General features: G+C 48.5%; 24 protein-coding genes and 1 pseudogene. 12 read left to right on the top strand and 13 right to left on the bottom strand.

The features are described from left to right. Positions 1–12 precede the first annotated feature (12 nt). The 6 genes from parE to urtE all read left to right on the top strand — a co-directional run bounded on the left by parE (position 13) and on the right by urtE (position 7891). Positions 13–1893 carry a DNA topoisomerase IV subunit B gene (parE, locus tag ACVLR6_RS13840; RefSeq protein WP_005180875.1) on the top strand — a complete coding sequence of 627 codons (1881 nt, stop codon included), beginning with the start codon at positions 13–15 and terminating at the stop codon, positions 1891–1893. Between the two features lie 390 nt (positions 1894–2283). Continuing rightward, entirely contained in the window at positions 2284–3567 is a 1284-nt protein-coding gene (gene urtA, locus ACVLR6_RS13835) for an urea ABC transporter substrate-binding protein (protein ID WP_160240841.1), read from the top strand. Between the two features lie 93 nt (positions 3568–3660). Continuing rightward, entirely contained in the window at positions 3661–5289 is a 1629-nt protein-coding gene (urtB, locus tag ACVLR6_RS13830; protein ID WP_127800273.1) for an urea ABC transporter permease subunit UrtB, read from the top strand. Between the two features lie 4 nt (positions 5290–5293). Continuing rightward, positions 5294–6367, top strand: a complete 1074-nt coding sequence (gene urtC, locus ACVLR6_RS13825; RefSeq protein ID WP_016658716.1) for an urea ABC transporter permease subunit UrtC — start codon at positions 5294–5296, stop codon at positions 6365–6367. Further along, positions 6364–7182 (top strand): urea ABC transporter ATP-binding protein UrtD, encoded by an 819-nt coding sequence (gene urtD, locus ACVLR6_RS13820; protein WP_104488240.1) that lies wholly within the window; start codon positions 6364–6366, stop codon positions 7180–7182. The genes urtC and urtD overlap by 4 nt, the downstream gene beginning before the upstream one ends. A gap of 10 nt (positions 7183–7192) precedes the next feature. Further along, complete coding sequence (gene urtE / locus ACVLR6_RS13815; RefSeq protein WP_160242699.1) at positions 7193–7891, top strand: urea ABC transporter ATP-binding subunit UrtE; 699 nt, start codon at positions 7193–7195, stop codon at positions 7889–7891. Between the two features lie 151 nt (positions 7892–8042). On the opposite strand, the gene ACVLR6_RS13810 is transcribed toward urtE, so the two are convergent. The 5 genes from ACVLR6_RS13810 to alc all read right to left on the bottom strand — a co-directional run bounded on the left by ACVLR6_RS13810 (position 8043) and on the right by alc (position 12891). Continuing rightward, positions 8043–8750 carry a phospholipase D family protein gene (locus ACVLR6_RS13810; protein ID WP_005180864.1) on the bottom strand — a complete coding sequence of 236 codons (708 nt, stop codon included), beginning with the start codon at positions 8748–8750 and terminating at the stop codon, positions 8043–8045. 113 nt (positions 8751–8863) lie between these two features. Next, positions 8864–10279 carry an SLC13 family permease gene (locus tag ACVLR6_RS13805; RefSeq protein WP_455995485.1) on the bottom strand — a complete coding sequence of 472 codons (1416 nt, stop codon included), beginning with the start codon at positions 10277–10279 and terminating at the stop codon, positions 8864–8866. 109 nt (positions 10280–10388) lie between these two features. Next, positions 10389–11174, bottom strand: coding sequence for a sulfite exporter TauE/SafE family protein (locus ACVLR6_RS13800; protein WP_104491766.1), 786 nt, complete (start codon positions 11172–11174; stop codon positions 10389–10391). A gap of 95 nt (positions 11175–11269) precedes the next feature. Continuing rightward, positions 11270–11779: an ureidoglycolate lyase gene (locus ACVLR6_RS13795; protein ID WP_455995483.1), complete on the bottom strand. Its 510-nt coding sequence runs from the start codon at positions 11777–11779 to the stop codon at positions 11270–11272. A gap of 104 nt (positions 11780–11883) precedes the next feature. Continuing rightward, entirely contained in the window at positions 11884–12891 is a 1008-nt protein-coding gene (gene alc / locus ACVLR6_RS13790; RefSeq protein ID WP_180036840.1) for an allantoicase, read from the bottom strand. A gap of 212 nt (positions 12892–13103) precedes the next feature. Here alc and hpxO point away from each other — a divergent pair, with 212 nt between their 5' ends. After that, a complete protein-coding gene (hpxO, locus tag ACVLR6_RS13785) occupies positions 13104–14261 on the top strand; it encodes an FAD-dependent urate hydroxylase HpxO (protein WP_455996197.1) in 1158 nt (385 codons plus the stop codon). A gap of 35 nt (positions 14262–14296) precedes the next feature. Here the strand turns inward: hpxO and ACVLR6_RS13780 are convergent, their stop codons facing one another. The 5 genes from ACVLR6_RS13780 to puuE form a co-directional block, all read right to left on the bottom strand. Then, a complete protein-coding gene (locus tag ACVLR6_RS13780) occupies positions 14297–14836 on the bottom strand; it encodes a GNAT family N-acetyltransferase (RefSeq protein WP_286424416.1) in 540 nt (179 codons plus the stop codon). A 98-nt stretch (positions 14837–14934) separates the two neighbouring features. Continuing rightward, positions 14935–15660 carry an outer membrane protein OmpK gene (locus tag ACVLR6_RS13775; RefSeq protein WP_455995481.1) on the bottom strand — a complete coding sequence of 242 codons (726 nt, stop codon included), beginning with the start codon at positions 15658–15660 and terminating at the stop codon, positions 14935–14937. A 101-nt stretch (positions 15661–15761) separates the two neighbouring features. Beyond that, on the bottom strand, positions 15762–16088 hold the full coding sequence (gene uraH / locus ACVLR6_RS13770) for a hydroxyisourate hydrolase (protein WP_075168214.1): 327 nt from the start codon (positions 16086–16088) through the stop codon (positions 15762–15764). Further along, positions 16085–16588 carry a 2-oxo-4-hydroxy-4-carboxy-5-ureidoimidazoline decarboxylase gene (uraD, locus tag ACVLR6_RS13765; RefSeq protein ID WP_455995479.1) on the bottom strand — a complete coding sequence of 168 codons (504 nt, stop codon included), beginning with the start codon at positions 16586–16588 and terminating at the stop codon, positions 16085–16087. The genes uraH and uraD overlap by 4 nt, the downstream gene beginning before the upstream one ends. A 122-nt stretch (positions 16589–16710) precedes the next feature. Next, positions 16711–17685 (bottom strand): allantoinase PuuE, encoded by a 975-nt coding sequence (gene puuE, locus ACVLR6_RS13760; protein ID WP_455995477.1) that lies wholly within the window; start codon positions 17683–17685, stop codon positions 16711–16713. A 247-nt stretch (positions 17686–17932) separates the two neighbouring features. Between puuE and ACVLR6_RS13755 the strand changes: the two genes are divergently transcribed. From ACVLR6_RS13755 to ACVLR6_RS13740, 4 genes are all read left to right on the top strand, one after another. Then, the gene (locus tag ACVLR6_RS13755; protein ID WP_005180845.1) at positions 17933–18295 is read left to right on the top strand and encodes an HPF/RaiA family ribosome-associated protein; all 363 of its coding nucleotides are present in this window, start codon (positions 17933–17935) and stop codon (positions 18293–18295) included. A gap of 149 nt (positions 18296–18444) precedes the next feature. Beyond that, positions 18445–18987 (top strand): hypothetical protein, encoded by a 543-nt coding sequence (locus ACVLR6_RS13750; RefSeq protein ID WP_005180844.1) that lies wholly within the window; start codon positions 18445–18447, stop codon positions 18985–18987. A gap of 16 nt (positions 18988–19003) precedes the next feature. Next, positions 19004–19774: a transporter gene (locus tag ACVLR6_RS13745; protein ID WP_455995475.1), complete on the top strand. Its 771-nt coding sequence runs from the start codon at positions 19004–19006 to the stop codon at positions 19772–19774. Positions 19775–20108: 334 nt separating this feature from the next. Further along, a complete protein-coding gene (locus ACVLR6_RS13740) occupies positions 20109–20795 on the top strand; it encodes a glutathione S-transferase N-terminal domain-containing protein (protein WP_455995473.1) in 687 nt (228 codons plus the stop codon). A gap of 3 nt (positions 20796–20798) precedes the next feature. Here the strand turns inward: ACVLR6_RS13740 and ACVLR6_RS13735 are convergent. Together ACVLR6_RS13735 and tnpA are read right to left on the bottom strand one after the other, a co-directional pair. Next, a pseudogene (locus ACVLR6_RS13735) lies at positions 20799–21422 on the bottom strand (GGDEF domain-containing protein); the annotation flags it as partial. A 92-nt stretch (positions 21423–21514) separates the two neighbouring features. Next, positions 21515–21928 carry an IS200/IS605 family transposase gene (gene tnpA, locus ACVLR6_RS13730; protein ID WP_455995471.1) on the bottom strand — a complete coding sequence of 138 codons (414 nt, stop codon included), beginning with the start codon at positions 21926–21928 and terminating at the stop codon, positions 21515–21517. 20 nt (positions 21929–21948) lie between these two features. Between tnpA and ACVLR6_RS13725 the strand changes: the two genes are divergently transcribed. Continuing rightward, the gene (locus ACVLR6_RS13725) at positions 21949–23007 is read left to right on the top strand and encodes an RNA-guided endonuclease InsQ/TnpB family protein (RefSeq protein WP_034586922.1); all 1059 of its coding nucleotides are present in this window, start codon (positions 21949–21951) and stop codon (positions 23005–23007) included. Here the strand turns inward: ACVLR6_RS13725 and ACVLR6_RS13720 are convergent. Next, on the bottom strand, positions 22945–23586 hold the full coding sequence (locus ACVLR6_RS13720; protein ID WP_455995469.1) for a hypothetical protein: 642 nt from the start codon (positions 23584–23586) through the stop codon (positions 22945–22947). The genes ACVLR6_RS13725 and ACVLR6_RS13720 overlap by 63 nt on opposite strands. Positions 23587–23645: the final 59 nt, after the last annotated feature.

Raw genomic sequence — 23645 nt, 5'->3', positions numbered from 1 at the left:
AAACAGTACAACGTGTCTCAATATACGGCTCAATCTCTTGAAGTTTTATCTGGTCTCGATCCGGTCCGTCGCCGTCCGGGTATGTATACCGACACCTCGCGTCCGAACCATTTGGCGCAGGAAGTGATTGATAATGCTGTCGATGAGGCACTGGCCGGACACGCCACCAAAGTTAGCGTGACCGTGTATAAAGATGGCTCGCTGGCAGTAGAAGACAATGGCCGCGGGATGCCGGTGGATATTCACCCGGAATATGGCCAGAGCGGAATTGAAATTATTCTGACCAAGCTGCATGCCGGCGGCAAGTTCAGTACCGATAACTACCAGTTTTCCGGTGGTCTGCACGGGGTCGGGATTTCTGTGGTGAATGCCTTGTCGACCCGGGTAGAAGTGGATGTACAGCGTCAGGGCAATCTCTACAAAATGGCTTTTGAGCAGGGCGAAGCCACTGGACCACTAGAAGTGCTGGAAGGCAAAGCACCAAAACGTGCGTCAGGCACGCTGGTGCGTTTCTGGCCGGAAGCCAAATATTTCGATTCGCCAAAATTTGCCTTAAAAGCCTTAAAACATAATTTAAAAGCCAAAGCGGTTTTGGCGGCTGGCCTGCAAATCAATTATATCGACCAGATTAATGATGAAAAAATCACCTGGCAGTTTGAAAATGGCCTGGTCGATTATTTAATGGATGAACTGGAAGACCGCGAGATTATTCCGGCGCCGGCCTTTGTCTCTTCAGGCAATGCAGAACGCGCCAGCGCAGAGTTTGCGATTTGCTGGAATGTTGAAGGCGGCGAAAGCATTCAGGAATCTTACGTCAACCTGATTCCGACCGCGCAGGGCGGTACCCATGTCAATGGTTTGCGTTCCGGTATCACCGATGCCATGCGCGAGTTCTGTGAGCTGCGTAACCTGTTGCCGCGTAACTTGAAACTCTCGGCCGAAGATGTCTGGGATGGAGTGAACTATATCCTGTCGCTAAAATTCCAGGAGCCACAATTCTCCGGTCAGACCAAAGAGCGTCTGTCGAGCCGTGAAGCGTCCGGAATTGTGCAGAATATTGCCAAAGATGCCTTTGCCTTATGGCTGCATCAGAATTCAGATATAGCGCTGCAACTGGCAGAAATGGCCATCTCCAAGGCCGGTCGCCGTTTAAAAGCAGCCAAAAAAGTCGAGCGTAAAAAGATTGTGTCGGGTCCGGCTCTGCCAGGCAAGCTGGCCGACTGTGTCGGTCTGACCCGTGAAGAATCGGAACTGTTTATTGTCGAAGGGGATTCTGCGGGCGGTTCGGCCAAGCAGGCACGTGACAAGAATTTCCAGGCCATCATGCCGATTCGCGGTAAAATTTTAAATACCTGGGAAGTCTCTTCCGATGAGGTGCTGGGCTCTCAGGAAGTGCATGATATTGCCATTGCGATTGGGGTTGATCCGGGTTCAGATGACTTGTCTGAACTGCGTTATGGCAAAATCTGTATTCTGGCCGATGCCGACTCCGATGGTCTGCATATTGCCACCTTGCTCTGTGCGCTTTTTGTCAAACATTTCCCGGCTTTGGTAGAAGAAGGGCATTTATTTGTGGCCATGCCGCCATTATTCCGGATTGATGACAATAAAGATGTACATTACGCACTGGATGAAGATGAGCTCAACGGCATTTTAAATAAATGCAAAAGCAAAAATCCGCAAATCACCCGCTTTAAAGGCTTGGGTGAAATGAACGCCAGCCAGCTGCGTGAAACCACCATGGACCCGGATACACGCCGTCTGGTGCAACTGGATCTGGATGATATTCATGTCACTGCCGGTTTGCTGGATAAACTGCTGGCCAAAAAACGCTCCGCAGACCGGAAGCAGTGGCTAGAGCAAAAAGGCAATCTGGCTGATCTGGTGGTTTAAAACCTTAAAACTTTCATCATTTTAGAAAACCTGCCCGTCTTGGTGCAGGTTTTTTTATATCGCTGATTTTTTCTCCAAAATGAGGCAATCCGGCTGGATAGGGTTGCACTTTTTTTGTTCACTTTTGCGCCTCCTTAGCCTTCAATATCTCTAAAAACTCTAGAGCGCACTCTGCTTGGGTGTATGTGGTGCTGATCAGTGCAGCGTAGCTGAAGGGCTATGCTTCATTTTTTATATTAATATAAGTAACTAATTTTTATGATTTAAATCTTACTTGTCCCGTCTAGATCTGCCTGTCAGTTTTGCGTTTGGCATAGAAATTGAATTATCCGCTGCAGTCATAGAACAACAGGCACCGTGTTCAGGTGCTGCATAAGTGTGGAGAAATTCATGAAGTTCCAGCGCAATCTGTTTTCAAAAAGTATGTTAGTGGCCAGCATGGCCGGGGTTGTGGCGCTCAGCGGCTGCTCAAAATCGACCGAAAGTAGCGACAGTGCCAGCACAGCCCAGCCAGCGGCCAGCACCGGTGAGACCATTAAAGTCGGCATCCTACATTCCTTGTCCGGCACCATGGCCATTTCAGAAACCTCGCTAAAAGATACCGCGCTAATGGCAATCAATGAAATTAATGCCAATGGCGGGGTGCTGGGCAAAAAGCTGGAACCGGTGGTGGTTGATCCGGCCTCTGATTGGCCACTGTTTGCAGAACAGGCGCGCCAGCTGATTACTCAGGATAAGGTTGCGGTCATTTTTGGTGCGTGGACTTCAGTGTCACGTAAATCGGTGCTGCCGGTGGTGGAAGAGCTGAATGGTCTGCTGTTCTATCCGGTGCAATATGAAGGTCAGGAACAGTCGAAAAATATTTTCTATACCGGCGCAGCACCTAACCAGCAGGCGATTCCGGCAGTGGAATATCTGATGAGTGAAGAGGGCGGTCAGGCCGAACGTTTTGTGCTGCTGGGAACGGATTATGTCTATCCACGGACCACCAACCAGATTCTGCGTGCTTTCCTGAAATCAAAAGGCATTGCTGATGCGGACATTATGGAAGAGTACACCCCGTTTGGGCACAGTAACTATCAGACCATTGTCAGCAATATTAAAAAATTCTCGGCCGGGAAAAAGACTGCGGTCATTTCCACCATCAATGGCGATTCCAATGTGCCGTTCTACCGTGAACTGGGCAATCAGGGCATCAAAGCTTCTGATATTCCGGTGATGGCGTTCTCGGTGGGTGAAGAAGAATTACGCGGTATTGATACCAAGCCACTGGTCGGCCACTTGGCATCGTGGAACTACTTTATGTCGGTAAAAAATCCGGTCAATACCGAGTTCACCAACAAAATGAAGCAGTACGCAGTCGATTATAAACTGCCAAATGCCAACAAGCTGGTGACCAATGACCCGATGGAAGCGACCTATGTCGGCATCAATATGTGGAAGCAGGCGGTAGAAAAAGCCGGCACTACCGAGGTGGATCAAGTCCGTGCAGCCATGGCTGGTCAGGAATTTAAAGCACCCTCTGGTTATACCTTAAAAATGGATACGTCAAACCATCACTTGCATAAGCCGGTCATGATCGGGCAAATCCGTGCCGATGGCCAGTTTGATATTGTCTATAAAACCCCGCAAACCCTGCAGGCAGAACCTTGGAGTCCTTATCTTCCGAAGTAAGTTTGACATCACGCCTGCTGCTTCGGCAGCAGGTTTTTTTTCGATTTCTCTGCCTTCTTATAAAAAAGAGGACACACAATAGGGGGATATAAAATGAATATTCGCGTGAATATCGCCGCTATTTTTCTGATTTTTGCCCAAGTTTTATCGATACAGCTGGCTCAGGCCGAACAGCCGCAAACACAGACAGCCGTTGCTGTGACACAGGCCGATGCCATCCAGCAATTTGTGCAAGGTGATTTCGCCAGCCGCCGTGCCTTACTGAACCAGTGGCCCGGCAGCCTCGAACAGCTGGATCAGCTTGCACAATATGTTGAACAGCAGCAGCTCTATAGCGGCGCCAATGGTCAAACCTATATTCTGGAATCGGATGAGCGTTTACTGCATTATCCGGCACTGGAGCCGGTTAGCGACTGGCCAAGTGATCTGGCGCAGGTCACGCTGGTGAATACCTTGCAGAAAGCGCTGACCTTTGCGCTGGCGCATTCAAAAATGCAGTCAGAAGATGCGGCTGAGCGCCTTGAAGCTGTCGATATTTATGAAAGCAATCTGTCTGAATTACAGCTGGCGCAGATCAATCGCCTGTATTTACAGGAACGGAATAATAAGGTGAAGGCGCGTCTGGCCCAGCTCAAAGCACGGCTGGATTATCAGCAGCCAGATGTGCTGGTGAAAATTCAGGCCGCCCAGGTACTGGCCGATTCCAACCGTCCCGATGTACTGGCCATGGTGGAGCAGGAGCTGCAACAGCCGAATCTGAATCCGGAACTGAAAGCCGTGTTGCTGGAGGCCAAAAGCGCCATTCAGACCCGCTTACAGGCCAGTGAATGGGCCGGGCATCTATTTTCCGGGCTCAGTACCGCCAGTATTTTGCTGCTGGCGGCGTTAGGTCTGGCCATCACCTATGGTCTGCTCGGAGTCATCAATATGGCGCATGGCGAGCTGATCATGATTGGCGCTTATACCACCTATGTGGTGCAAAGCCTGTTTAAAAGCCATTTTGGCAGTTATCTGGACTGGTACCTGATCGTGGCGATTCCGGCAGCCTTTCTGGTCAGCGCTTTAATTGGCATGCTGATTGAACGCACGGTAATTCGTCCGCTCTATGGCCGTCAGCTGGAAACCCTGCTGGCCACCTTTGGGGTGAGTCTGATTTTAATGCAATTGGTGCGGATGATCTTTGGCGCACAAAACGTGGAGGTGTCCAATATTGCCTGGCTGTCTGGCGGCATTTCCATTAGCCCAAGCCTGATGCTGCCGTATAACCGTATCGCAATTATTGTCTTTACCATCGCCGTGCTGTTGTTACTGGTCTATTTACTCAATAAAACCCGTTTTGGTCTGTTTGTGCGGGCTGTAACCCAAAACCGTCAGATGGCACGTGCCGTCGGAATTCGTTCCAGCCGCATCGACATGATGGCTTTTGGTCTGGGTTCTGGTCTGGCTGGACTAGCCGGTTGTGCCTTGGCGCAGGTCGGAAATGTCGGCCCGGATTTGGGGCAGAATTACATTATTGATGCCTTCCTGGTGGTGGTAGTTGGCGGGGTTGGTCAGGTCTGGGGTGCGGTACTGGCAGCACTGGGTCTGGGTATTAGCGGGACTGCGCTGGAAATTGGCATGGGCGCTGTACTGGCCAAAATTATTCTTCTGGTTCTTGTGATTTTGTTTATTCAAAAACGCCCACAAGGTCTGTTTGCCATCAAAGGCCGTTTTGTGGAGTAAGCGCATGAAGATCACACATTTACTTTCCGATAAACCCTATAGCGGGGCAGCCATTGCCGCCTGTTTTGCGATTTTACTGCTGTTGCCGTGGCTGCATCTGTTGCCGAGTGATTCGGCACTGCATCTATCGGCTTATTGGGTCACCCTGATTGGCAAAATCATGTGTCTGGCACTGGTGGCTTTGGCCTTGGATCTGGTCTGGGGCTATGCCGGTATTTTAAGTTTGGGTCATGGCCTGTACTTTGCTCTGGGCGGTTATGCGTTTGGCATGTACCTGATGCGCCAATCCGCGGGTGATGGGCTGCCAGACTTTATGCGTTTCTTAAGCTGGACCGAGTTGCCGTGGTTCTGGGTTGGTACGGAACATTTCCTCTGGTCGCTTGCACTTGTTGTTTTAGTGCCGGGCATCATTGCCTTTGTGTTTGGCTTCTTTGCTTTTCGCTCCAAAATCAAGGGCGTGTATTTCTCGATTATCACCCAGGCCATGACCTTTGCTGCCGCACTACTGTTTTTCCGTAATGAAACCGGTTTCGGCGGCAACAATGGTTTTACCGGCTTTAAAACTATTTTGGGCATGGATATTACCTCGGCACCGATGCGGGCCAGCCTGTGTTTTATCACCGCGCTGGTGCTTCTGCTGTGCTTTATCGGGTTGCGTCATCTGATGAATCAGCCTTATGGCCGTGTGCTGGGTGCAATTCGTGACAGTGAAAACCGTCTGCAATATCTGGGCTATCGCACGCTGTGGTACAAGCTGTCGGCCTGGGTACTGTCTGCGGTGATCGCGGGTATTGCCGGGGCGCTATATGTGCCGCAAGCCGGCATCATCAACCCGAGTGAAATGAACCCGGTCAACTCGATTGAAATGGCGGTCTGGGTCGCGGCGGGTGGTCGCGGCACCTTAATTGGGCCTTTACTCGGCGCGGGTGTGATTAACGCGGCCAAAACCTATTTCACCGCTGCTTCCCCAGAGGCGTGGTTACTGATTTTAGGGGCGCTATTTATTGTGGTAACCATCTTCCTGCCGAAAGGGATTATTGGTCTGTTTGACCGTTTTAAAAAGGAGCGGAGCGAATGAGTGAACTGTTGCAAGCTCATGGCGGCCATGCTGCTGAAGGTTATGGCCGCCCCAAGGAACAGGGCGCAGATTTTAGCCACGGTATTGCGCTGTATTTGGAAAAAGTCAGCGTGTGGTTTGATGCCTTTCGTGCCTTAAATGACTTGTCTTTGTATATCGAAGAAGGGGAATTACGTTGCATCATTGGACCCAATGGTGCCGGTAAAACCACGTTAATGGATGTGATTACCGGTAAAACCCGTCCCACCGAAGGCAGTGCCTTTTTTGGCCAGACCTATGATTTAGCCAAGATGAGCACCGAACAGATTGCCGAGGCCGGAATTGGACGCAAGTTCCAGAAACCCACAGTATTTGAAAATTTTACTGTCATAGAAAACCTGCTGCTTGCCGCCCCGAAAGATAAACGGGTGAAAAAAAGCCTGTTTAGCAAGCTCGATCCCGATGCCCAACAGGCACTGGAAGAATCGCTAGCACAAATCCGCTTACAGGAATTGGTGCATAAACCGGCCGGATTGCTGTCGCATGGCCAAAAGCAGTGGCTGGAAATTGGCATGCTCTTGATGCAGCGCCCCAAGCTGATTTTGCTGGATGAACCGGTGGCCGGTATGACCGATGCCGAAACTGAACGCACCGCGGAGCTGTGTCTGGAACTGAAGAAAAATCATACCTTGATTGTGGTTGAGCATGATATGAGCTTTATTGACACCATCAGTGAAAAAGTCACGGTGCTGGCACAGGGTGCCATTCTGGCAGAGGGGACATTGGCTGAAGTTCAGGCCAATGACGATGTGATTGAAAAATATTTAGGACGTTAAGGAGACCGCGATGCTAGAAGTCAAAGACGTCAATCAGTTTTATGGGGGCAGTCATATCCTGCGTGATGTATCGTTTCAGGCTCCGGTCGGCGCATGTTCAGTGGTGCTGGGGCGTAACGGCGTGGGCAAAACCACGTTACTGAAATGTTTGATGGGCATTTTGCCGATTAAGTCCGGGCAGATTCTGCTGGATGGCAAAGATATTTCCAGGCTTAGTCCGGAGCAGCGCGTGCGTGAAGGTTTGGCCTATGTGCCACAAGGCCGCGATATTTTTTCGACCTTAACAGTTGAGGAAAATATCCTGATTGGGATGGCGAAATTTAAAGGCGCAAAAACCCGAAAAGTACCGGAACATCTGTACGAGATTTTTCCAATTCTGGATGAAATGAAGCAGCGCCGCGGCGGAGATTTATCCGGTGGTCAGCAGCAGCAATTGGCAATTGCCCGCGCGCTGGCTTCTGAACCGAAGGTATTAATTCTGGATGAGCCAACCGAGGGTATTCAGCCGTCGATTATTAAAGATATTGGCCGGGTGATTCGTAAACTGGCTGATGGTGGAGAAATGGCAATTGTGCTGGTCGAGCAGTTCTATGATTTTGCCGAAGAGCTGGCCGATGGCTATACCGTGATGGCCCGTGGCCAGGTGATTGCACAAGGTGCCGGCAGGGAAATGCCGGAGAAAGGGATTCGGGAGTTAGTAGCGATTTAATTTCCCTCTCTCAAAGGGAGGTTGGAGGGATTTAACAAGTCAAAGCCTCCCTGAGCAAGAGATCAGCACGGCTTGATCTTGCAGCGCAAGAAGGGAGGTTTGGAGGCTTTAATTTCACCTCTCCCTGTCTCCGAAAAGGAGAGGGAAATTGTCATTCAATTTCCGTATTTTCATTCCATAAAAAATACCCACCATACTGACTGGATCTGAACTCACCCCCACTACTTTTACCCTGTTCAGTTAAAAAGTGTTTGCCATTTTCGTTTAAGGTCAGGAAGCCTTTTGTGGTTAATTTCTCCAGTATATCTGCGGTTTTCAGCTTATGTTTTGCAGCCAGTTTGGAAGTGGTGAGTTTGGTCAGTGTCGAGCTTTCTTCGCCACGCTCTGCTTCGGCCACCACAGCATCTGCTTTCACTTCATCGAGGCTAATGCGGACTTCATCACTAATCCGAATAATGCGCTGCGCTTCTTCATAGGCATCTTTAAATACTTCATCATCTTCGTATTTGCGAACCAGAATTCCCATTTCATTGTTATTAATCTGGCTGAATTCATATAAATTCAGGCTGGAAATAATACATTCCGATTCATTCAGATAGCATTTTGCATGCAGGTTCTTGCAGAAGCTTAAGCGGACATAATCCAGTTTTTGCAACCATTTGATTTCCTCTGGATGCAGATCGCTTTTGCCATACACAATACGGATGTCAATTTTGAGCCGATCTTTATCTTCGAGTAATTCTTTAATCCGGTCATTAAGTCGTAAATAGGGGCTAATCAGAATTAAACGCTCTTTGGCATTCTTAATCAGTTCTTCTAGAAAAAAGTTGGTTGCACTGGTGTTTAAAAACTTGGCCATAAAAATCCCCGTGTCATTCTTATTGATGGCTTAGATCATAGTCTAAGTATAGGTAAAAATTAAACAAAAAAAGAGCACTGAAATCAGTGCTCTTTTAGATGGATGCTGAGCGTTTAGCTAAAGAACCAGTACACGAACAGCGCAATAATGAAGGTACACAGGATGTTTAACACCATCCCCACACTCATCATTTCACGCTGTCTGATATGACCGGACCCAAACACAATTGCATTTGGCGGTGTTGCTACAGGCAACATAAAGGCACACGATGCACCAATACCAATAATAATCACCAGAATTTCCTTTGGCATACCCATCTGGTCGGCAATGGCGGCAAAGACCGGTACCAACAGTGCAGCAGAAGCGGTGTTACTGGTAAATTCAGTCAGGAAAATAATGAAAATGGTCACCACAAAAATAATCACCAGCGGTGATGCCGTACCAAATACATCTGCAACGGTTTGACCCAGTACCAGCGATGCACCTGAATCTTTCAGCATGGCACTTAAGGTTAAACCACCACCAAACAGCAGTAATACACCCCAGTCGGTGTTTTCAGAAACCTGTTTCCAGGTAGCTGTGCCTAAAATCACCACCAGACAGGCGGCGACCAGTGCAGTCCAGGTATCCGGAGATGAAATACCAAAGTTCTCGCTGAGTTTTTTGCCAAAAATCCAGGCAATCGCGGTACAGATAAACAGAATCATGGTCGCGATACGGGTTCGGTTCCATGGAATTACTTCTGTTTCAAAATGAATTTTCTGGTTCAGTTTCGGACGCAACACCAGATATAAACTGACCAACATGGCTGGCAGTAAAATCAGCATCATCGGCAAACCGATTTTCATCCAGTCGGCGAAGTCATAGTCCAGTGCTTTGGCAGCAATAGCATTCGGTGGTGAACCGACCAGCGTTCCCAGGCCGCCAATACTGGCCGAATAGGCAATCCCGAGAAGAATAAAGACGAAGGTAGAGCGCTCTTTGGTTGAATCTAGGTGCGACAGCAGACCCAAAGCCAGCGGGAGCATCATCGCTGCGGTGGCGGTATTGGAAATCCACATCGACAGTACAGCTGTGACGGCAAAAATGGCCAGCACTGAAATCCCCAAATGCCCGCCAGACATGGAAATAATCCACATCGCAATTTTACGGTCCAGTTTCTGGATATGTAGGGCAGTGGCCAAGGCAAAACCACCAAAGAACAGGAAAATGACCGGGTCAGCAAAAGTCCGCAGCGCCTGCGTGGTGGTCATCGGTACCAGTTCTTTGCTGGCATTTTCAATCGGCATGCCAAGCGCTACGGCCAGCACCGGCACCAGCAGCGCGGTAATGGTGATATGCACCGCTTCAGTCAGCCATAAAATCCCGATAAACAGCAGCAGGCTCAGGCCTTTATTGGCATAATCATCATAGGGCAAAATATGGTAAAAGCCCCAAGAAAGCAGGGCGGCAATGACAATAATAATCCAGCCTTTGACAATGCCTTTCGGCGCGGCCTCGACCGGTGGTTTTAACGTATCTGTATTCATATACGATCCTTTTATAGATTTATAGGAATTAGAGTAATCGGCCTATTATTTAATATTTTTCAAGCAGGGGGGCAAAGTATAAATTGATTATTTTGCAGCTAAGTGAAGATTAAACCACAAAAAAATGCGGGTTCTGACTGAGGAGTTGCACAGCTTGCCACAGGGCTGAGCCGCCGAGCACGGCCAGTAAGCTGAGAATCAGCCAGCGAAATTTCTGCTGGGAAATATGGGCACGTAACTGGCCGCCCGCCCAGACCCCCAGCAGCGACACCACGGTTAATAAGCCTAGTAAGGACCATTGTTCAGATTTAAATTGCAGCATCACCGGGTAAAGCAGCAGCAGCTGAATCAGTTTACTGACCGCAAAATTCAAGTTGCTGATCAGCACAATTTCGGTTTTGCTGTGTTCGGTACTCAGCAGGTACATCATCAGAAAGGGTGCCATGGCATTGGTGGCTCCGCCGATCACACCGGCCAGCAGACCAAACAGCAGCATGTTTTTCAGACTGGCCTGAATGCGCAGGGGCTGGCTGCGAAACTGATCCAGCACATACCATAAAATAAACAGCCCCATCAGCAGTTTGAGATAGCCATCATTTAGATGTAGCAGTAACTGCACACCGAATACACTTCCGATCAGACTGCTGATAATCAGGCCCCAATATTGACCGGAATAATAGCGCAGCGCCTGAAGAAAGCTGCGTTCGGGGTCGCTATTGAGTAAAAACAGATTCAGGATCAGGCAGGGTAATAGTACAAAGGCTACCGTGGTCGACAGCGGGTACAAGGTGGAGATGGCCGCGGTACTGACCATAGGAAAGCCGAAGCCGCTGATCCCGTGTAACAGGGCAGCAATGACGCAAAAGATCAGAACCATCAGGTCGGCTTTAGACATGCGTATTTCAACGGACTGGCAGAGTACTGACTAAAACATGCACATACTGGGCTTGTAAAGGGCAAGCTGGCTTATTTTTTATACCAAATGGAGAATTAAATCTGGGTAGAAACAATCTGGATGGGTGAGTTGAATTCATACACATCGCAGTTGGGACCAGAGCCAATCCGGTCAATCACGGCAAAATCGCTGGGTGCCTCCAGCGTCAGCAGGGGATGATGCCAGGTCCCGGCGCGGTAATTCACGCCTTGTGAACCATCGCTAATAAACGCTTGAAGCTGACTAATGTCTGGCTCATCTGCATTTAAACCCGGTGCCACCACCACCAAAAACGCTTGCCCCTGCATCGGAATAAAAGCCTGCGAGCCTTGAGGATGGCGCTCCAGCATTGCTACCTGAAACGGTATTTGGGTACTCTGGATATTGCGGAAAATACTAATGCCTGCTTGTGCTTCACCAAGAATTTCCGTCATGGCCAGCGCATGATAACGCTCGGTTTGGGCATGGTTAATATGAAAATAGTCATGTCCCTGACAGCTAATCACTTCACCAAAAGGGGCAAAATTGTCCTGGGTCAATGCTTGAATCTGAATGGTATTTTTCATGTTGTTTGAGAGTTCCAGGGCGGGTATTTTTATGGTCATCATCAACTGGTAGAGATGGAGGTCGCTGTCAGCCTGTGGAGTGGGCCAACAGCGACGCTGGTGCGTTAGTTCGCCAGTGTGCCCCAGAGGCGAATCCGGCTGATGCCGCCGTCGGGAATCATATTGACCCGGATATGCGAGATTTTATCGTGCTTTAAAATCTGCTCGATAAAGGAATGCACATGGTCCATCTGCATGGGCTGCGCCTCCAGTAAAAATGGCCAGAACATGCTTTGTGGAATCAGTTGCGGATCGGTGGCATCTTCAATATAGACGGCCTGAATCGACACTTCTGCCGGGTAGTTGCCCTTGAAATGGGCGGTGTCGATATCAATTTTTTCAATCTGGCCGGCCTGTCCCAAAGCCAGAATACACCAGTCAAAGCCGGGCGTGCGGCGGCGTTTGGTTTCCCAGCCATCGCCCATATTGATGCTACGACCCGGATTAATCAGATTGCGTGGATGGCCAAAGTGGGCATCGCTATAGGCAATTACCCGGCCGCCGTTTTCAAGCGCCAGTAAATCCAGTGTACCCTGATGATCTGTGGTCTGAATTTTCACCTCGCCATATACGCGAAAACGTGCCACACCGCCATCGGGGAAAATATTCAGACGCACATGGGTATAGACCGCATCAGAGCTGACTTCAAACAGATGATGCTGGCTGGGTCCCAAAATACTGTTGGCTAAAAGCGGCTGCCATTCGGCCTGCTCCAGATTACCTTGCGGCGCATAGCAGGCTTCGACACTGGCTGAAGCGGGATAGTTACCGCTAAAAAAGGTGGTATCAATATCCAGCGCCTGAATTTTGCCAGCCACACCTAACTGGACAATGGCCCAGTCATAACCGGCATGGCGCTTGCGGCGGGTTTCCCAGCCGTCCATCCATTTGCCATGATCATCAAATTTATCTTCCACAAATACTGGTGCTGCAAATTGCAGCATACGCTGCGCATCGGCAAAAAAATCATCTGAACATTCAATAACTTTTGCACCAATACGGGTATCTGCCAGGTTGGTTAGTGTTTGAAGCTGGGGCGGTAGGTCAAATGTTGGTGCAATTAAAGTGGCCATAATTCTCTTCCATTTATTGTTCATTCACAGCAGGCACGGCCGTGCATCGAAATCAGGCAGTGGCGCCAGATTTGGCTTGTACAGCAGGCCTATTGCTACGGGTAGAAGCACAGCCTGTGCCAACTTCTGGCCATGCGACCCAGGCTAAGCATGAAATGGCACGTTTTTCGCTTCAGCTGTTCAGTTTTGACAGGCAAGCCTTGGGAGGAAAAATGAAAATTACAATTATTGGTGCAGGTATTGGCGGATTAACCACAGGGATTGCACTAAAAAAGTTTGGCCATGAAGTGCGTATTTATGAACAGTCCGAGCAGATTCTTCCGGTGGGTGCGGCTATTTCCCTGTGGTCCAATGGGGTGAAATGCCTGAACTACCTCGGGCTGACCGAGCAGGTGGCCCAGCTGGGCGGGCAGATGGATCATCTGGCCTATGTCGATGGCCTGAGCGGTGATGTGATGACCCAGTTCAGCCTGACGCCGTTAATTGAAGAAGTCGGGCAGCGTCCGTATCCGGTGTCGCGCGCGGAACTGCAAAATATGCTGATGGATGCATTTGGTCGCGAGCACATCTATTTAGGCAAGAAAATGGTGGCACTCCAGGAAGATGGTTCACAGGTGACGGTCAGCTTTGCCGATGGCACACAGCTACAAACCGAACTGCTGGTCGGGGCCGATGGTACCCACTCTTTAACCCGCGCCTATGTACTGGATGAAACTGTCGCACGCCGTTATGCCGGCTATGTCAACTGGAATGGGCTGGTGGAGGTGTCCGAACAGCTGGCCCCGGCCGACCAGTGGACTACCTTTGTCGGAGAAGGCAAGCGCGCTTCCCTGATGCCGGTGGCCGATCAGCGTTTTTATTTTTTCTTTGATGTGCCGCTAGCGGCCGGACTGGAGAATGACCGCAGCCAGTATAAAACACTGTTAAAACAGTATTTTCAGGGCTGGTGTCCGCAGGTGCAGCAGCTGATAGACTCGATTGATGAACAGCGCACCAATCGCGTGGAAATTCATGATATTGAGCCTTTCGCCAATTTTTATAAAGGCCGGGTGGTGCTAGTGGGAGATGCCGCACATAGCACCACGCCAGATATTGGACAGGGCGGTTGTCAGGCCATGGAAGATGCTATTTATCTGGCACGTGCCTTACAAATTAATACCTTGGGTGTGCAGGATGCCTTAAGCCGCTACCAGAATAAACGCAATGAGCGCGCCAATGAACTGGTGCTGCGCGCGCGTAAACGCTGTGATGTTACGCATATGAAAGACCAGCAGGTGACGGAAGCCTGGTATGCCGAACTGCGCCAAGAGCAGGGGCCACATATCATGAAAGGCATTATCAGCAATATAGTCGGTAATCCGCTGGATTAAACTTTCTGTGCAGGATGCTTTTCAAGAAATACAGGTCAATCGACTGGTGTTGAGGCTGGCTGCTCTGATGCTGGATCCAGAATGAGTTGCATCAGCACCAGATCACGCCATTGTCCGAATTTTCTTCCAACTTGGGGCATATAGCCGCAATGCTGAAAACCTAATTGCTGATGCAAGGCCATTGAACCGCTATTGTCATGGTCAATGGCGGCCACCATCACATGAACCTGATGTGCCTGTGCATGCTGGATTAAGGCCTGCATCAACTGTTTGCCCAAACCCTGCCGGCTGAATTGACGGTCAATAAACACCGAATGTTCGACTGTATGTTTAAAACCGCTGATGCTGCGGAAGGTAGAATAATCGGCATAGCCGGCAATTTGTCCGGTATCCAGATGTTCGGCTACCAGCAGGGGAAAATTCTGTTTTTGTAATTGCTGGAACCAATGCTGGAAATGTGCCAGATCAAAGGGCTGTTCATTCCAGGTGTTTACATGCTGTAGCACTTCCGGGTTATAAATCGCCTGAATGGCAGCAAGATCGTGTTCGGTGGCAGGACGAAGATGAAAGCGCATAAGCAGTACATCAGGGTAGGAATAAGCGCATTATCATGCCGCTGCGGACATAAAAAAAGCAAGACCGGAGTCCTGCTTTTTTATGTCATGTAAATGACTTAGAAGTGGTATTTCACCAGCGCGCTGACATCATTCTGGTCTTTACCTTTCCGGCCATATTTGTTGTTCCATACTGAGTGTTCAACCCCCACGTATAAACGTGTTTCTGGAGAAATGTGTTTACCCACATTCCATTTGTACTGAGAAGTCCAGTTTAATTCGCTGGCATGCTGAGGACCTTCAGCAGTTGACCAGTCTAGGAAAGCATCAACCAGGAAGTCTTCATTGCCCAGTTTAAATGGTACAGCATAGGTGATGGTCATTTGATAATCATCTTTCGTGCTCTCATTATTAGCACGATAGAAGTTGATGTTCGCATATTGGGTATATGGAATATCTAAAGCAAAGCCGACACCGTATAAGAAGTTATCGAAACCTTCACCGCCTTCCCATGTAGTGGCTACTAATATGTCTTTCACCGGACCAAATGCCAGGTTTTGACCGGTTACTTCGCCTAGGCTTAAACGTGGTGCCAATTCGAAATAGGTAGCTTTAGTATCAGTTTCATCACGGCTACGATCCATGAAGAAAAATACGTCTGCGTATTTTACTTTGGCAGCATACTCAACCGTTAAGGTTGCTTGTTCTTCTGCCTCAGAAAAAACCTGTTCGTAATTGGTGCCATAAAGACCAGTCAGGCTAAAGTCCTGCCATACTGGCGCCGCTTGCGTTAAGGCAGTAGTGGTTGAGAATGCACAAAGTGCAGCAAGTTGTGTAAGTTTCATAGCGGTGTCTTCGTCTTCCCCAAAAAGCGTGTCAAGGATACAGGTTATTAAGCAAAAATAAAGCCAAATTTAACTTTTTATTGGCAATTTTCCGACCAAATTTAGCTGCCACGATAGGTCGAATAGGCAAAAGGACTGATCAGTAACGGGATGTGATAATGCTGTGTCGCCTCCTTAATCTGGAAGTAAATCACCACTTTAGGAAAGAAGCTGTCCAGGCCTTTTTGCTCAAAATAGGCCGCAGTATAAAACTCCAGACTATATGAGCCTTCCGGACAGTCGGCCAAAGCAAAATCGGCGGCTGTGACCCGGCCATCGGCATTGGTTTCGGCTTCGGCCAGCAACTGTTGTTGCTGATTAAATAGCCGGATTTTCACGCCGGTAGCCGGTTGACCCAAATGGGTATCTAAAATATGGGTGCTGATCATGACTGAAGCTCCTGGCTTAAACGCAGTAAGGCAATGTCTGAGAGTTGCTGCTGCACAATGCGCTGTTCAGTGTCGGCATCATTCAGCAGACGATACTGTAAGGCTTGCAGAATATCTTCACTGCTCAAGCCAAAGGCTTTAATCAGGAAAATAAATCCGAATTTTTTTTCATAGGCCAGATTACCCTGTAAAAGTGCCTGCTGGGTGTCGCTATTGAGCTGGACCGCGGCCTGTTCCCGGGCAGAAAATGCCTGCTCCTGTGCGGTGAGTTGCTGCTGCGCCTGTTTCTCACCAATTCGAGGATGATTTGCGAGTGCGGCCTGAATCTCAGGCCAGTCCCAATGGCTGGCCTGCTGCCGGGCAAATTCTAAAAGTTGCTCGATACTCTCAAAAGGCCGTTGTTGGGTTATAGCAGTTGCCCATGCCGGAATGTGTACACATTGCTGCAAGAATTGGTGAATCTCAGCTTCAGGGGCCTGATTAAATTGATCCAGTTGCACAGTAAGGGTCTCATCATTACATTTAATTTTGTTGCTAAAAGTGCAATATCAGTGCCAAATTTCGGTGAAAAGACAATTTTTCACTGAGACGGCTAAAGCTGCACAAGTCCAGTGCGAGTTTTTTATTTGACGGGTTCTGGTGCATGATGGCGATACCAATGCGTAGCAATATCACCGCGGCGGCAAATCCAGACCTGTGGATGCAATTGAATGTAGTCTAAAAAGCGTTGCAGGGCTTTAAAGCGTCCCGGGCGCCCCAAAAGACGGCAGTGAATACCAATCGAGAGCATTTTAGGTGTAGTTTCTCCTTCGGCATAGAGTACATCAAAAGCATCTTTCAGGTATTGATAAAACTGCTCGCCGCTATTAAAGCCGGCTGCAGCGGCAAACTTCATGTCATTGCTGTCGAGGGTATAGGGAATAATTAAATGCGGTCGTGACTGGCCTTGGGCATTGGTCAGCGTCTGCCAGAACGGTAAATCATCGCCATAATAATCACAGTCATACTGAATTTGCGGGAATTCGGCCAGTAACTGGCGGGTATTGGGGCTGTCGCGGCCTGTATACCAGCCAATGGGTGCATGACCAAACAGGGTTTCTAAGACACTGATCGCCTGATCCATATGCTGGCGTTCAGTGGCCATGTCCATGCTCTGATAATGTAGCCAGCGTTGCCCATGCGACACCACATCATAGTCGGCCTGCTGAATGGCCTCGACCACATACGGGTTCCGCGCCAGCGCCATACCGACCCCAAAAATGGTCATCGGTAACTGGCGTCGCTGAAATTCCTGATGAATGCGCCAGAAACCGGCCCGCGAGCCATATTCATACATCGAATCCATCGACATATGTCTGGCCGGAAAGCTGGCCGCACCGACAATTTCGGATAAAAACTGCTCGGAACCGGCATCACCATGTTCAATATGATTTTCGCCGCCCTCCTCATAATTCAGCACAAATTGCACCGCAATACGTGCCTGATTCGGCCACTGCGGATGCGGCGGCTGGCCATGATAGCCAATTAAATCACGTGAATAAGGGGCAGAGCGGATTGAGTCAATCAGTGCCTGGCCACGCAAGTAAGCAGTTGTCACAACAGGTTATCCTTTTGCTAATTTTTATCAAATATTGCTTGCATATTTTTGAGTTAGGCCCGATATTCAAAGTATAAGGACACGGTTCTGCAGACTCAAAAGTGTTCATCGTTCAATGTGGAGGGTAGCGTCCAAATTAGGTTGAAGATGTTCAATATGCTGGAAAACAGCAAGCGACAAACGTGCCAAGATAAAATAGTTTTGCACAAAAAAGATTCAGAAAACGAAAGAAAGAGAGGATGAGATTATGAATATTGAAATCCGTACAGATAAGAATATCCAAGGTAGCGAACGATTAATTAGTTACGTACGTGCAGAGCTAAGTGATGAATTTAAACGCCATAGTGAGCGTATTACCCATTTTTCCGTACATTTAAGTGATGAAAACGGGGACAAAGGCGGAGATGATGACATCAAATGTATGATTGAAGCACGCCCGGCCGGCTTGAAGCCTGTGGTGGTCAATCATCGTGGTCATAATGTCGATACCGCAATTCATGGCGCCATTGACCGTTTAAAACGTAGTCTGGAGCATGTCTTTGAGAAAAAAGAACATCCGCGTGGTGGACAGCCGGGTCGGGTTGACCTAGATACCGATGTCGACGAATAAGACAGGTATTGGCTGAAAAGCAGAAAAGCCCCAGTATTGGGGCTTTTTTTATAGCAAATTCATGCGACAAGATTACATTTCGCTTAAACAATTTTCACTGAATTGGGCATAATAGAACGAAATTGATTTGATTGAAGAGAGCTCTCTGCATGTTAACGGCACAACAACAACGCTTGGTGCAAGCCATAGAAGAACTAGATCAGGCCCAAGTGCAACAGCTTCTGGCCGCGGGGCTTGATCCGAATTTTATTGATCCTGAAAAAGGCCCGGTAATTTCAGTCTGGTCTGATGGCCTGTTTCAGTGGTGGGAAGCCATTTGCGAGGCCTATGAGGCGGGCCAGCCGCACAATGAAGCACAAAAACAGCAGGATTTGGCCGTCCATATGGAAATTCTGGACGCGTTAATTCAGGCCAAGGTCAATTTGCATTTGTGGGATGCGGAAGAAGTCTATGGCCCGTTATGGGACGCCGCCAGTGCCGCCTGTGCACCTGCGGTAAAGCGCCTGCTTGAAGAAAACGTCGATCCAAACCGTAAAGATGAAGATGGCCTGACCATTTTGTCATCCATCAGTGATTTATTCTTTGATTGCGACTTTGATGAAATTAACTGGGCTGAAGCCTTGCCTGAAGAACAGCAAACCTTAGAACTGCTCCGTGCCCATGGCGCGAAAATGACCAAAGAATTGGCTTAAAATTGAGATAAACACTATGTCAGCATTGAAATTATTGGGTGTGATGGTGGCGACTGCAGTCAGCAGTCAGGTCTTTGCCGCCGAGTTTGTATTTGACCGTCCGGGTGTGGGCATGAGCACCGGAATTACGCCGGTCGGTCAGTTGGCCTGGGAGCAGGCGCTGGCCAATGCGCACTATCAGAAAACCAAAGATGACAATGGTCTGACGCAGGAAATTACTCAGCTGCACGCCGATACCTTACTGCGTACCGGTCTGGCGGATAATCTAGAATTACAGCTGGGCTGGCAGGGTCCGGGCTGGAGCCGGGTAAAAAGTGCTGGCCAGTCGGTTGAAGAAGATGGTCTGGGGGATGTCAGCATTGGTCTGAAACATGCCATTGATTTAGATGATGAAAAACTGTCGATGGCGGTGCTGGCCGAAGCGCAGATTGCCACCGGGAATGACGGTTTTAGTGCCGAAGAGGATATTTACAGCCTCAGCTCGGCAGTGGCCTACGCCTATAATGATTTACTCACCACCTCAATTAGCATGCGTTATGAGTGGCAGGACAGCAATTGGGCCTTGCAGGCAGTGCCGGGGATTCAATATCAGCTCAGCGATAAATGGGCCGGCTTCTCCGAGTTTATTTACCGCAAAGCAGAAAGCCAGAAGGTAGAATATGCCTTGGGTTCAAGTCTGATTTATGCCTTAAATGCACGTACCCAGCTGGATGCCAGTGTCGGTGTTGATTTAAATGGCGCTGATAAAAGCTATCATGCCGGTTTAGGTGTGGCCTTTCTGTTCTAAGTCCGCTCTGGTTATGGTGCTGTAGAAAGCGGGGAGTGCATAGCCTCTCTCGCTGACTGCTAGAGAGCTGCAACTTATTTCTGCTGACGGTCTGTTCACAGGCCGTTTTTTCTATCTGGATCAGCAGCAGAATTGCTACAGATCTTGACACAGGCGCTGGCAGATCACGCTATCATGATGGTGATGATCACAGCGGATAAGCGCGAGGCCTGTCCGCCCATTAAACTTTAGCTTTTAAGTCGCTTTGTATAGGCTTTGGCGCCATATCCCTTGATCTCATCAGGTGGCACTGCCCAGCTCGTGAATATTAAAAACAACAACAGGAGGATGAGTCATGATGGAACTGTACATTGCCAACAAGAATTACTCCAGCTGGTCCATGCGGCCGTGGCTGGTCCTTACTGCTTTTGAACTGCCGTTTCGTGAAGTGCTGTTACCTTTTCCTAAAGAACGCGGCACGGGCCATTTTAAACAGGATGTACTGGCAATTAACCCGAATGGCAAGGTACCGGTCTTGGTACATGACGGGCTAATGGTCTGGGATTCACTGGCGATTTGTGAATATTTGGTCGAACAGTTTCCGGAGCGCCAGCTATGGCCGGCTGGTCGGGCACAGCGGGCTCGGGCACGCGCTTTGGCTGCTGAAATGCATAGCGGTTTTCAGGCACTGCGTAACCATTGCGGCATGAATATTCGCGCTGATCTGGCAGAAGTCGGACAGACGTTATGGGCTGAGCAACCTGATTTACGTGACGATGTAGCCCGTGTCTGTCAGATCTGGTCTGAGCGTCCGGACCCAGGCGGTTTTCTCTGTGGTGATTTCTCGATTGCTGATGCCTTTTATGCACCGGTGGTCTGGCGTTTGAAAAGCTATGCGCTGCCCGTGAATGAAGACAGCCAGTATTATATGCAGACCATGCTGCAACATCCGGCAATGCAGGCCTGGGAACAGGCCGCGAAACAGGAACAAGACTGGGTCAATTATCTGGAGCCTTATCAGTCTGAACCATCCTCTAGCTAAGTCTTAAGAGGCTGCTGGTTCCAGCGGCTGATACAGCACCACCTGATTACGGCCATAGGCTTTGGCCTGATACAGGGCCTGATCGGCCTGACTGAGCAGCTTTTCATAAGGGGTATTGTGGTGCGATAAGGCAATCCCGAAGCTGGCGGTAAAATGGATGGGCTGGTTATGTTCATCATACAGTTCAATCTGGGTGATGGCCTGCCGGCAGCGCTCGGCCACCTGTTTGGCCTGGTGCGCAGTGGCCTGTTTCAGGACCAGAATAAATTCTTCGCCACCAAAACGGCCCAGCACATCCTGCTCGCGGATATGGCCGGCCAGCACATGACAGACTTGGACCAAGGCTTCATCGCCTTTATGATGGCCATGCTCATCATTAATCTGCTTAAAATGATCCAGATCGACCAGAATCACTGCATAACTGGGTGCCTGTTTGTGGTTCAGTTGTTCCAGACACTGGTTGATACTGCGCCGGTTAAAGGTATTGGTGAGCGGATCGACCTGACTTAAATGTGCAATCAGCGCCTCCCGATAGCGCCACTGACTCAGCAGAATTTCAAACAGCACCAGGCAGGTCAGCAGAATCGGCACAATAAAAAACAGCATCGACAGCACCCAGAAGCCATTTTTATTCCCTTTAGCCGTAAAACCTCGCCCTTCAGGGCGGGGATATAAGGCTGCAATCCGCTAGTCCCCCTTGTGGGGATTAGCTAGGATTGCTAATGCGGTGTTTGCTGTTGTTGGATATATTGTTTAATAATCCCAATGGGAGCACCTCCACACGATGCAGCGAAATAACTAGGCGACCACAAAGCATTCCCCCATAATTTGTTTTTAATTTCAGGGTGTTTAGTTCTTAAAATACGACTAGATGCACCTTTTAGGCTGTTAACCAAGCTAGAAATAGCTACTTTTGGTGGATAGTTCACAAGTAAATGAACATGATCATGCTCACCCTCAAATTTTACCAACTTAGCTTCAAAGTCTAAGCAAATGCGCTTGAATACTTCATTCATAGTTTCGAGCATAGCTTTGGTAAAAACATCTCTACGATATTTAGCCACAAAGACTAAATGAACGTGCATATTAAAAACACAGTGACGACCTGTTCTAATCTCTTGACTATTATCCATAGACCAAATATATTTTAGTGATGAAGACACTTAAATTACGCATAAAAGACAAACATTGCAAGGTGCTAGACCAATTGGCATCTGAAGTTAATTTTGTCTGGAACTATGTCAATGATTTGTGTTTTAAACACTTGCAAAGAAAACAACAATTCTTTTCAGCTTACGATATTGCTAAATACACGAAAGGTACATCAAAAGAGTGCAATTTGCACAGCCAAACCATACAGGCAGTTGCGGAAGAATTAGTTACTCGAAGAAAGCAATTTAAAAAAGCCAAGCTAAAATGGCGTGTCAGTAACAAAAAAAACGCTAGACGTTCTCTCGGTTGGATTCCATTTAAAAAAGTGGCGGTGAAATATGCCGATGGGTATGTCCAATACGGCAAGCATCAATTCAAGCTATGGGACAGTTACGGACTAAGTAAATACAATGTTAAAACAGGCTCGTTTGTCGAGGATAGCCGAGGGCGTTGGTATGTATGTCTTGTGGTTGATTCAATTAAAACAGAGAAAACCACCGCTAAAACCTCAATTGGCATTGATCTAGGACTCAAAGACCTTGCGACTTGCTCAGATGGTGTAAAGTTCAAAGCCCCTAAAATCTATCGTCAATATGAACAAAAACTTGGTATTGCTCAAAGAGCAAGAAATAAAAAACGTGTCAAAGCGATTCATGCCAAGATCAAAAATCTACGTCAAAATATGCTGCATCAATTCAGTCATAAACTGGTGAATGAACATGCAGCCATCTTCGTTGGTAATGTGAATGCCAAAGCATTGGCACAGACAAAATTAGCTAAGTCTGTACTCGATGCAGGTTGGACGACCTTAAGAACCATGCTCAAGTATAAATGCGAGAACGCAGGGGTATGGTATGAAGAAGTCAATGAAGCCTATACCACCCAAACTTGCTCGTGCTGCGGCTCACGCTCCAGTAGTCTGAAAGGTAGAGCAGGACTTGGAATAAGAGAATGGCAGTGTGTGGAGTGCGGTACATTCCACGATAGAGATATAAACTCAGCACTGAATATTCTTGCGCTCGGACATGGGCGTCTCGCAGGAGGAATCTCCGTCCTTTAGGTCGGAGAGGATGTCAAAAGGAAAGTCGGTTAATAACAATAAAGGTGCATAGGTTAACTGGCTGAAAAAGCTTAAATAACCGCAGCTGACCAGATACAGTGTGGCCGGAATTAAGGCCGAATAGACAATTCTGCGTTCAAACAGCACCAGACCGACCGTGGGTAGACTGATATAGGTCACCATAGTGGCCGGACTCAGCACCCCGACCAGATAGCCATCGCGGCACAGACTGACCACAAAGGTGGCCACCGCAATATAGGGCATATAGCGCCGGGTCCAGTCCTGTTTGCGAAAGTAGTGGCAGATGCCAATCATGCCAATAAACACGAACAGTCCGAATAAATTAATGACCAGCTGCTGTTTTAACAAGGCCAGATTGACCCAGCGCCACAGTTCCGGGGTGAGTAATACCACACTTTTCCAGATGGCCCAGATCACGTGCATCAGGCTGCCCAGAAACAGCATCAGAATACATTTGTTTAACGTGCTCCAGTTCATCACCACTTCTTTTTCGAGTAAATAACGGGTGACTTTGTATTTAAATGTGGGCACAGCACTGTGCGCAATGCGACTTTTCATGCGTGAATCACGACCCCAAAAATGAGCGTCTAAAGTCTCATTTTTATACAATTATTTTT

It is taken from the genome of Acinetobacter sp. T63 (assembly GCF_053852345.1).
Note: the sequence above shows the minus strand (reverse complement) of the source record. Positions and strands in the feature narration are given on the sequence as shown.

Bases quoted from the DNA above. Each gene is read 5' to 3' on its own strand.
- uraH (WP_075168214.1), bottom strand. From the start codon at position 16,088: ATGATCAGCACCCATATTTTAGATACCCATTTGGGTCAACCGGCTACC.
- urtD (WP_104488240.1), top strand. From the start codon at position 6,364: ATGAGTGAACTGTTGCAAGCTCATGGCGGCCATGCTGCTGAAGGTTAT.
- urtB (WP_127800273.1), top strand. From the start codon at position 3,661: ATGAATATTCGCGTGAATATCGCCGCTATTTTTCTGATTTTTGCCCAA.
- alc (WP_180036840.1), bottom strand. From the start codon at position 12,891: ATGGCCACTTTAATTGCACCAACATTTGACCTACCGCCCCAGCTTCAA.
- tnpA (WP_455995471.1), bottom strand. From the start codon at position 21,928: ATGGATAATAGTCAAGAGATTAGAACAGGTCGTCACTGTGTTTTTAAT.
- ACVLR6_RS13795 (WP_455995483.1), bottom strand. From the start codon at position 11,779: ATGAAAAATACCATTCAGATTCAAGCATTGACCCAGGACAATTTTGCC.
- hpxO (WP_455996197.1), top strand. From the start codon at position 13,104: ATGAAAATTACAATTATTGGTGCAGGTATTGGCGGATTAACCACAGGG.
- ACVLR6_RS13800 (WP_104491766.1), bottom strand. From the start codon at position 11,174: ATGTCTAAAGCCGACCTGATGGTTCTGATCTTTTGCGTCATTGCTGCC.
- ACVLR6_RS13755 (WP_005180845.1), top strand. From the start codon at position 17,933: ATGAATATTGAAATCCGTACAGATAAGAATATCCAAGGTAGCGAACGA.
- urtE (WP_160242699.1), top strand. From the start codon at position 7,193: ATGCTAGAAGTCAAAGACGTCAATCAGTTTTATGGGGGCAGTCATATC.
- ACVLR6_RS13740 (WP_455995473.1), top strand. From the start codon at position 20,109: ATGATGGAACTGTACATTGCCAACAAGAATTACTCCAGCTGGTCCATG.
- ACVLR6_RS13775 (WP_455995481.1), bottom strand. From the start codon at position 15,660: ATGAAACTTACACAACTTGCTGCACTTTGTGCATTCTCAACCACTACT.
- ACVLR6_RS13805 (WP_455995485.1), bottom strand. From the start codon at position 10,279: ATGAATACAGATACGTTAAAACCACCGGTCGAGGCCGCGCCGAAAGGC.
- urtC (WP_016658716.1), top strand. From the start codon at position 5,294: ATGAAGATCACACATTTACTTTCCGATAAACCCTATAGCGGGGCAGCC.
- ACVLR6_RS13745 (WP_455995475.1), top strand. From the start codon at position 19,004: ATGTCAGCATTGAAATTATTGGGTGTGATGGTGGCGACTGCAGTCAGC.
- urtA (WP_160240841.1), top strand. From the start codon at position 2,284: ATGAAGTTCCAGCGCAATCTGTTTTCAAAAAGTATGTTAGTGGCCAGC.
- ACVLR6_RS13810 (WP_005180864.1), bottom strand. From the start codon at position 8,750: ATGGCCAAGTTTTTAAACACCAGTGCAACCAACTTTTTTCTAGAAGAA.
- ACVLR6_RS13720 (WP_455995469.1), bottom strand. From the start codon at position 23,586: ATGAAAAGTCGCATTGCGCACAGTGCTGTGCCCACATTTAAATACAAA.
- ACVLR6_RS13780 (WP_286424416.1), bottom strand. From the start codon at position 14,836: ATGCGCTTTCATCTTCGTCCTGCCACCGAACACGATCTTGCTGCCATT.
- ACVLR6_RS13750 (WP_005180844.1), top strand. From the start codon at position 18,445: ATGTTAACGGCACAACAACAACGCTTGGTGCAAGCCATAGAAGAACTA.
- ACVLR6_RS13725 (WP_034586922.1), top strand. From the start codon at position 21,949: ATGAAGACACTTAAATTACGCATAAAAGACAAACATTGCAAGGTGCTA.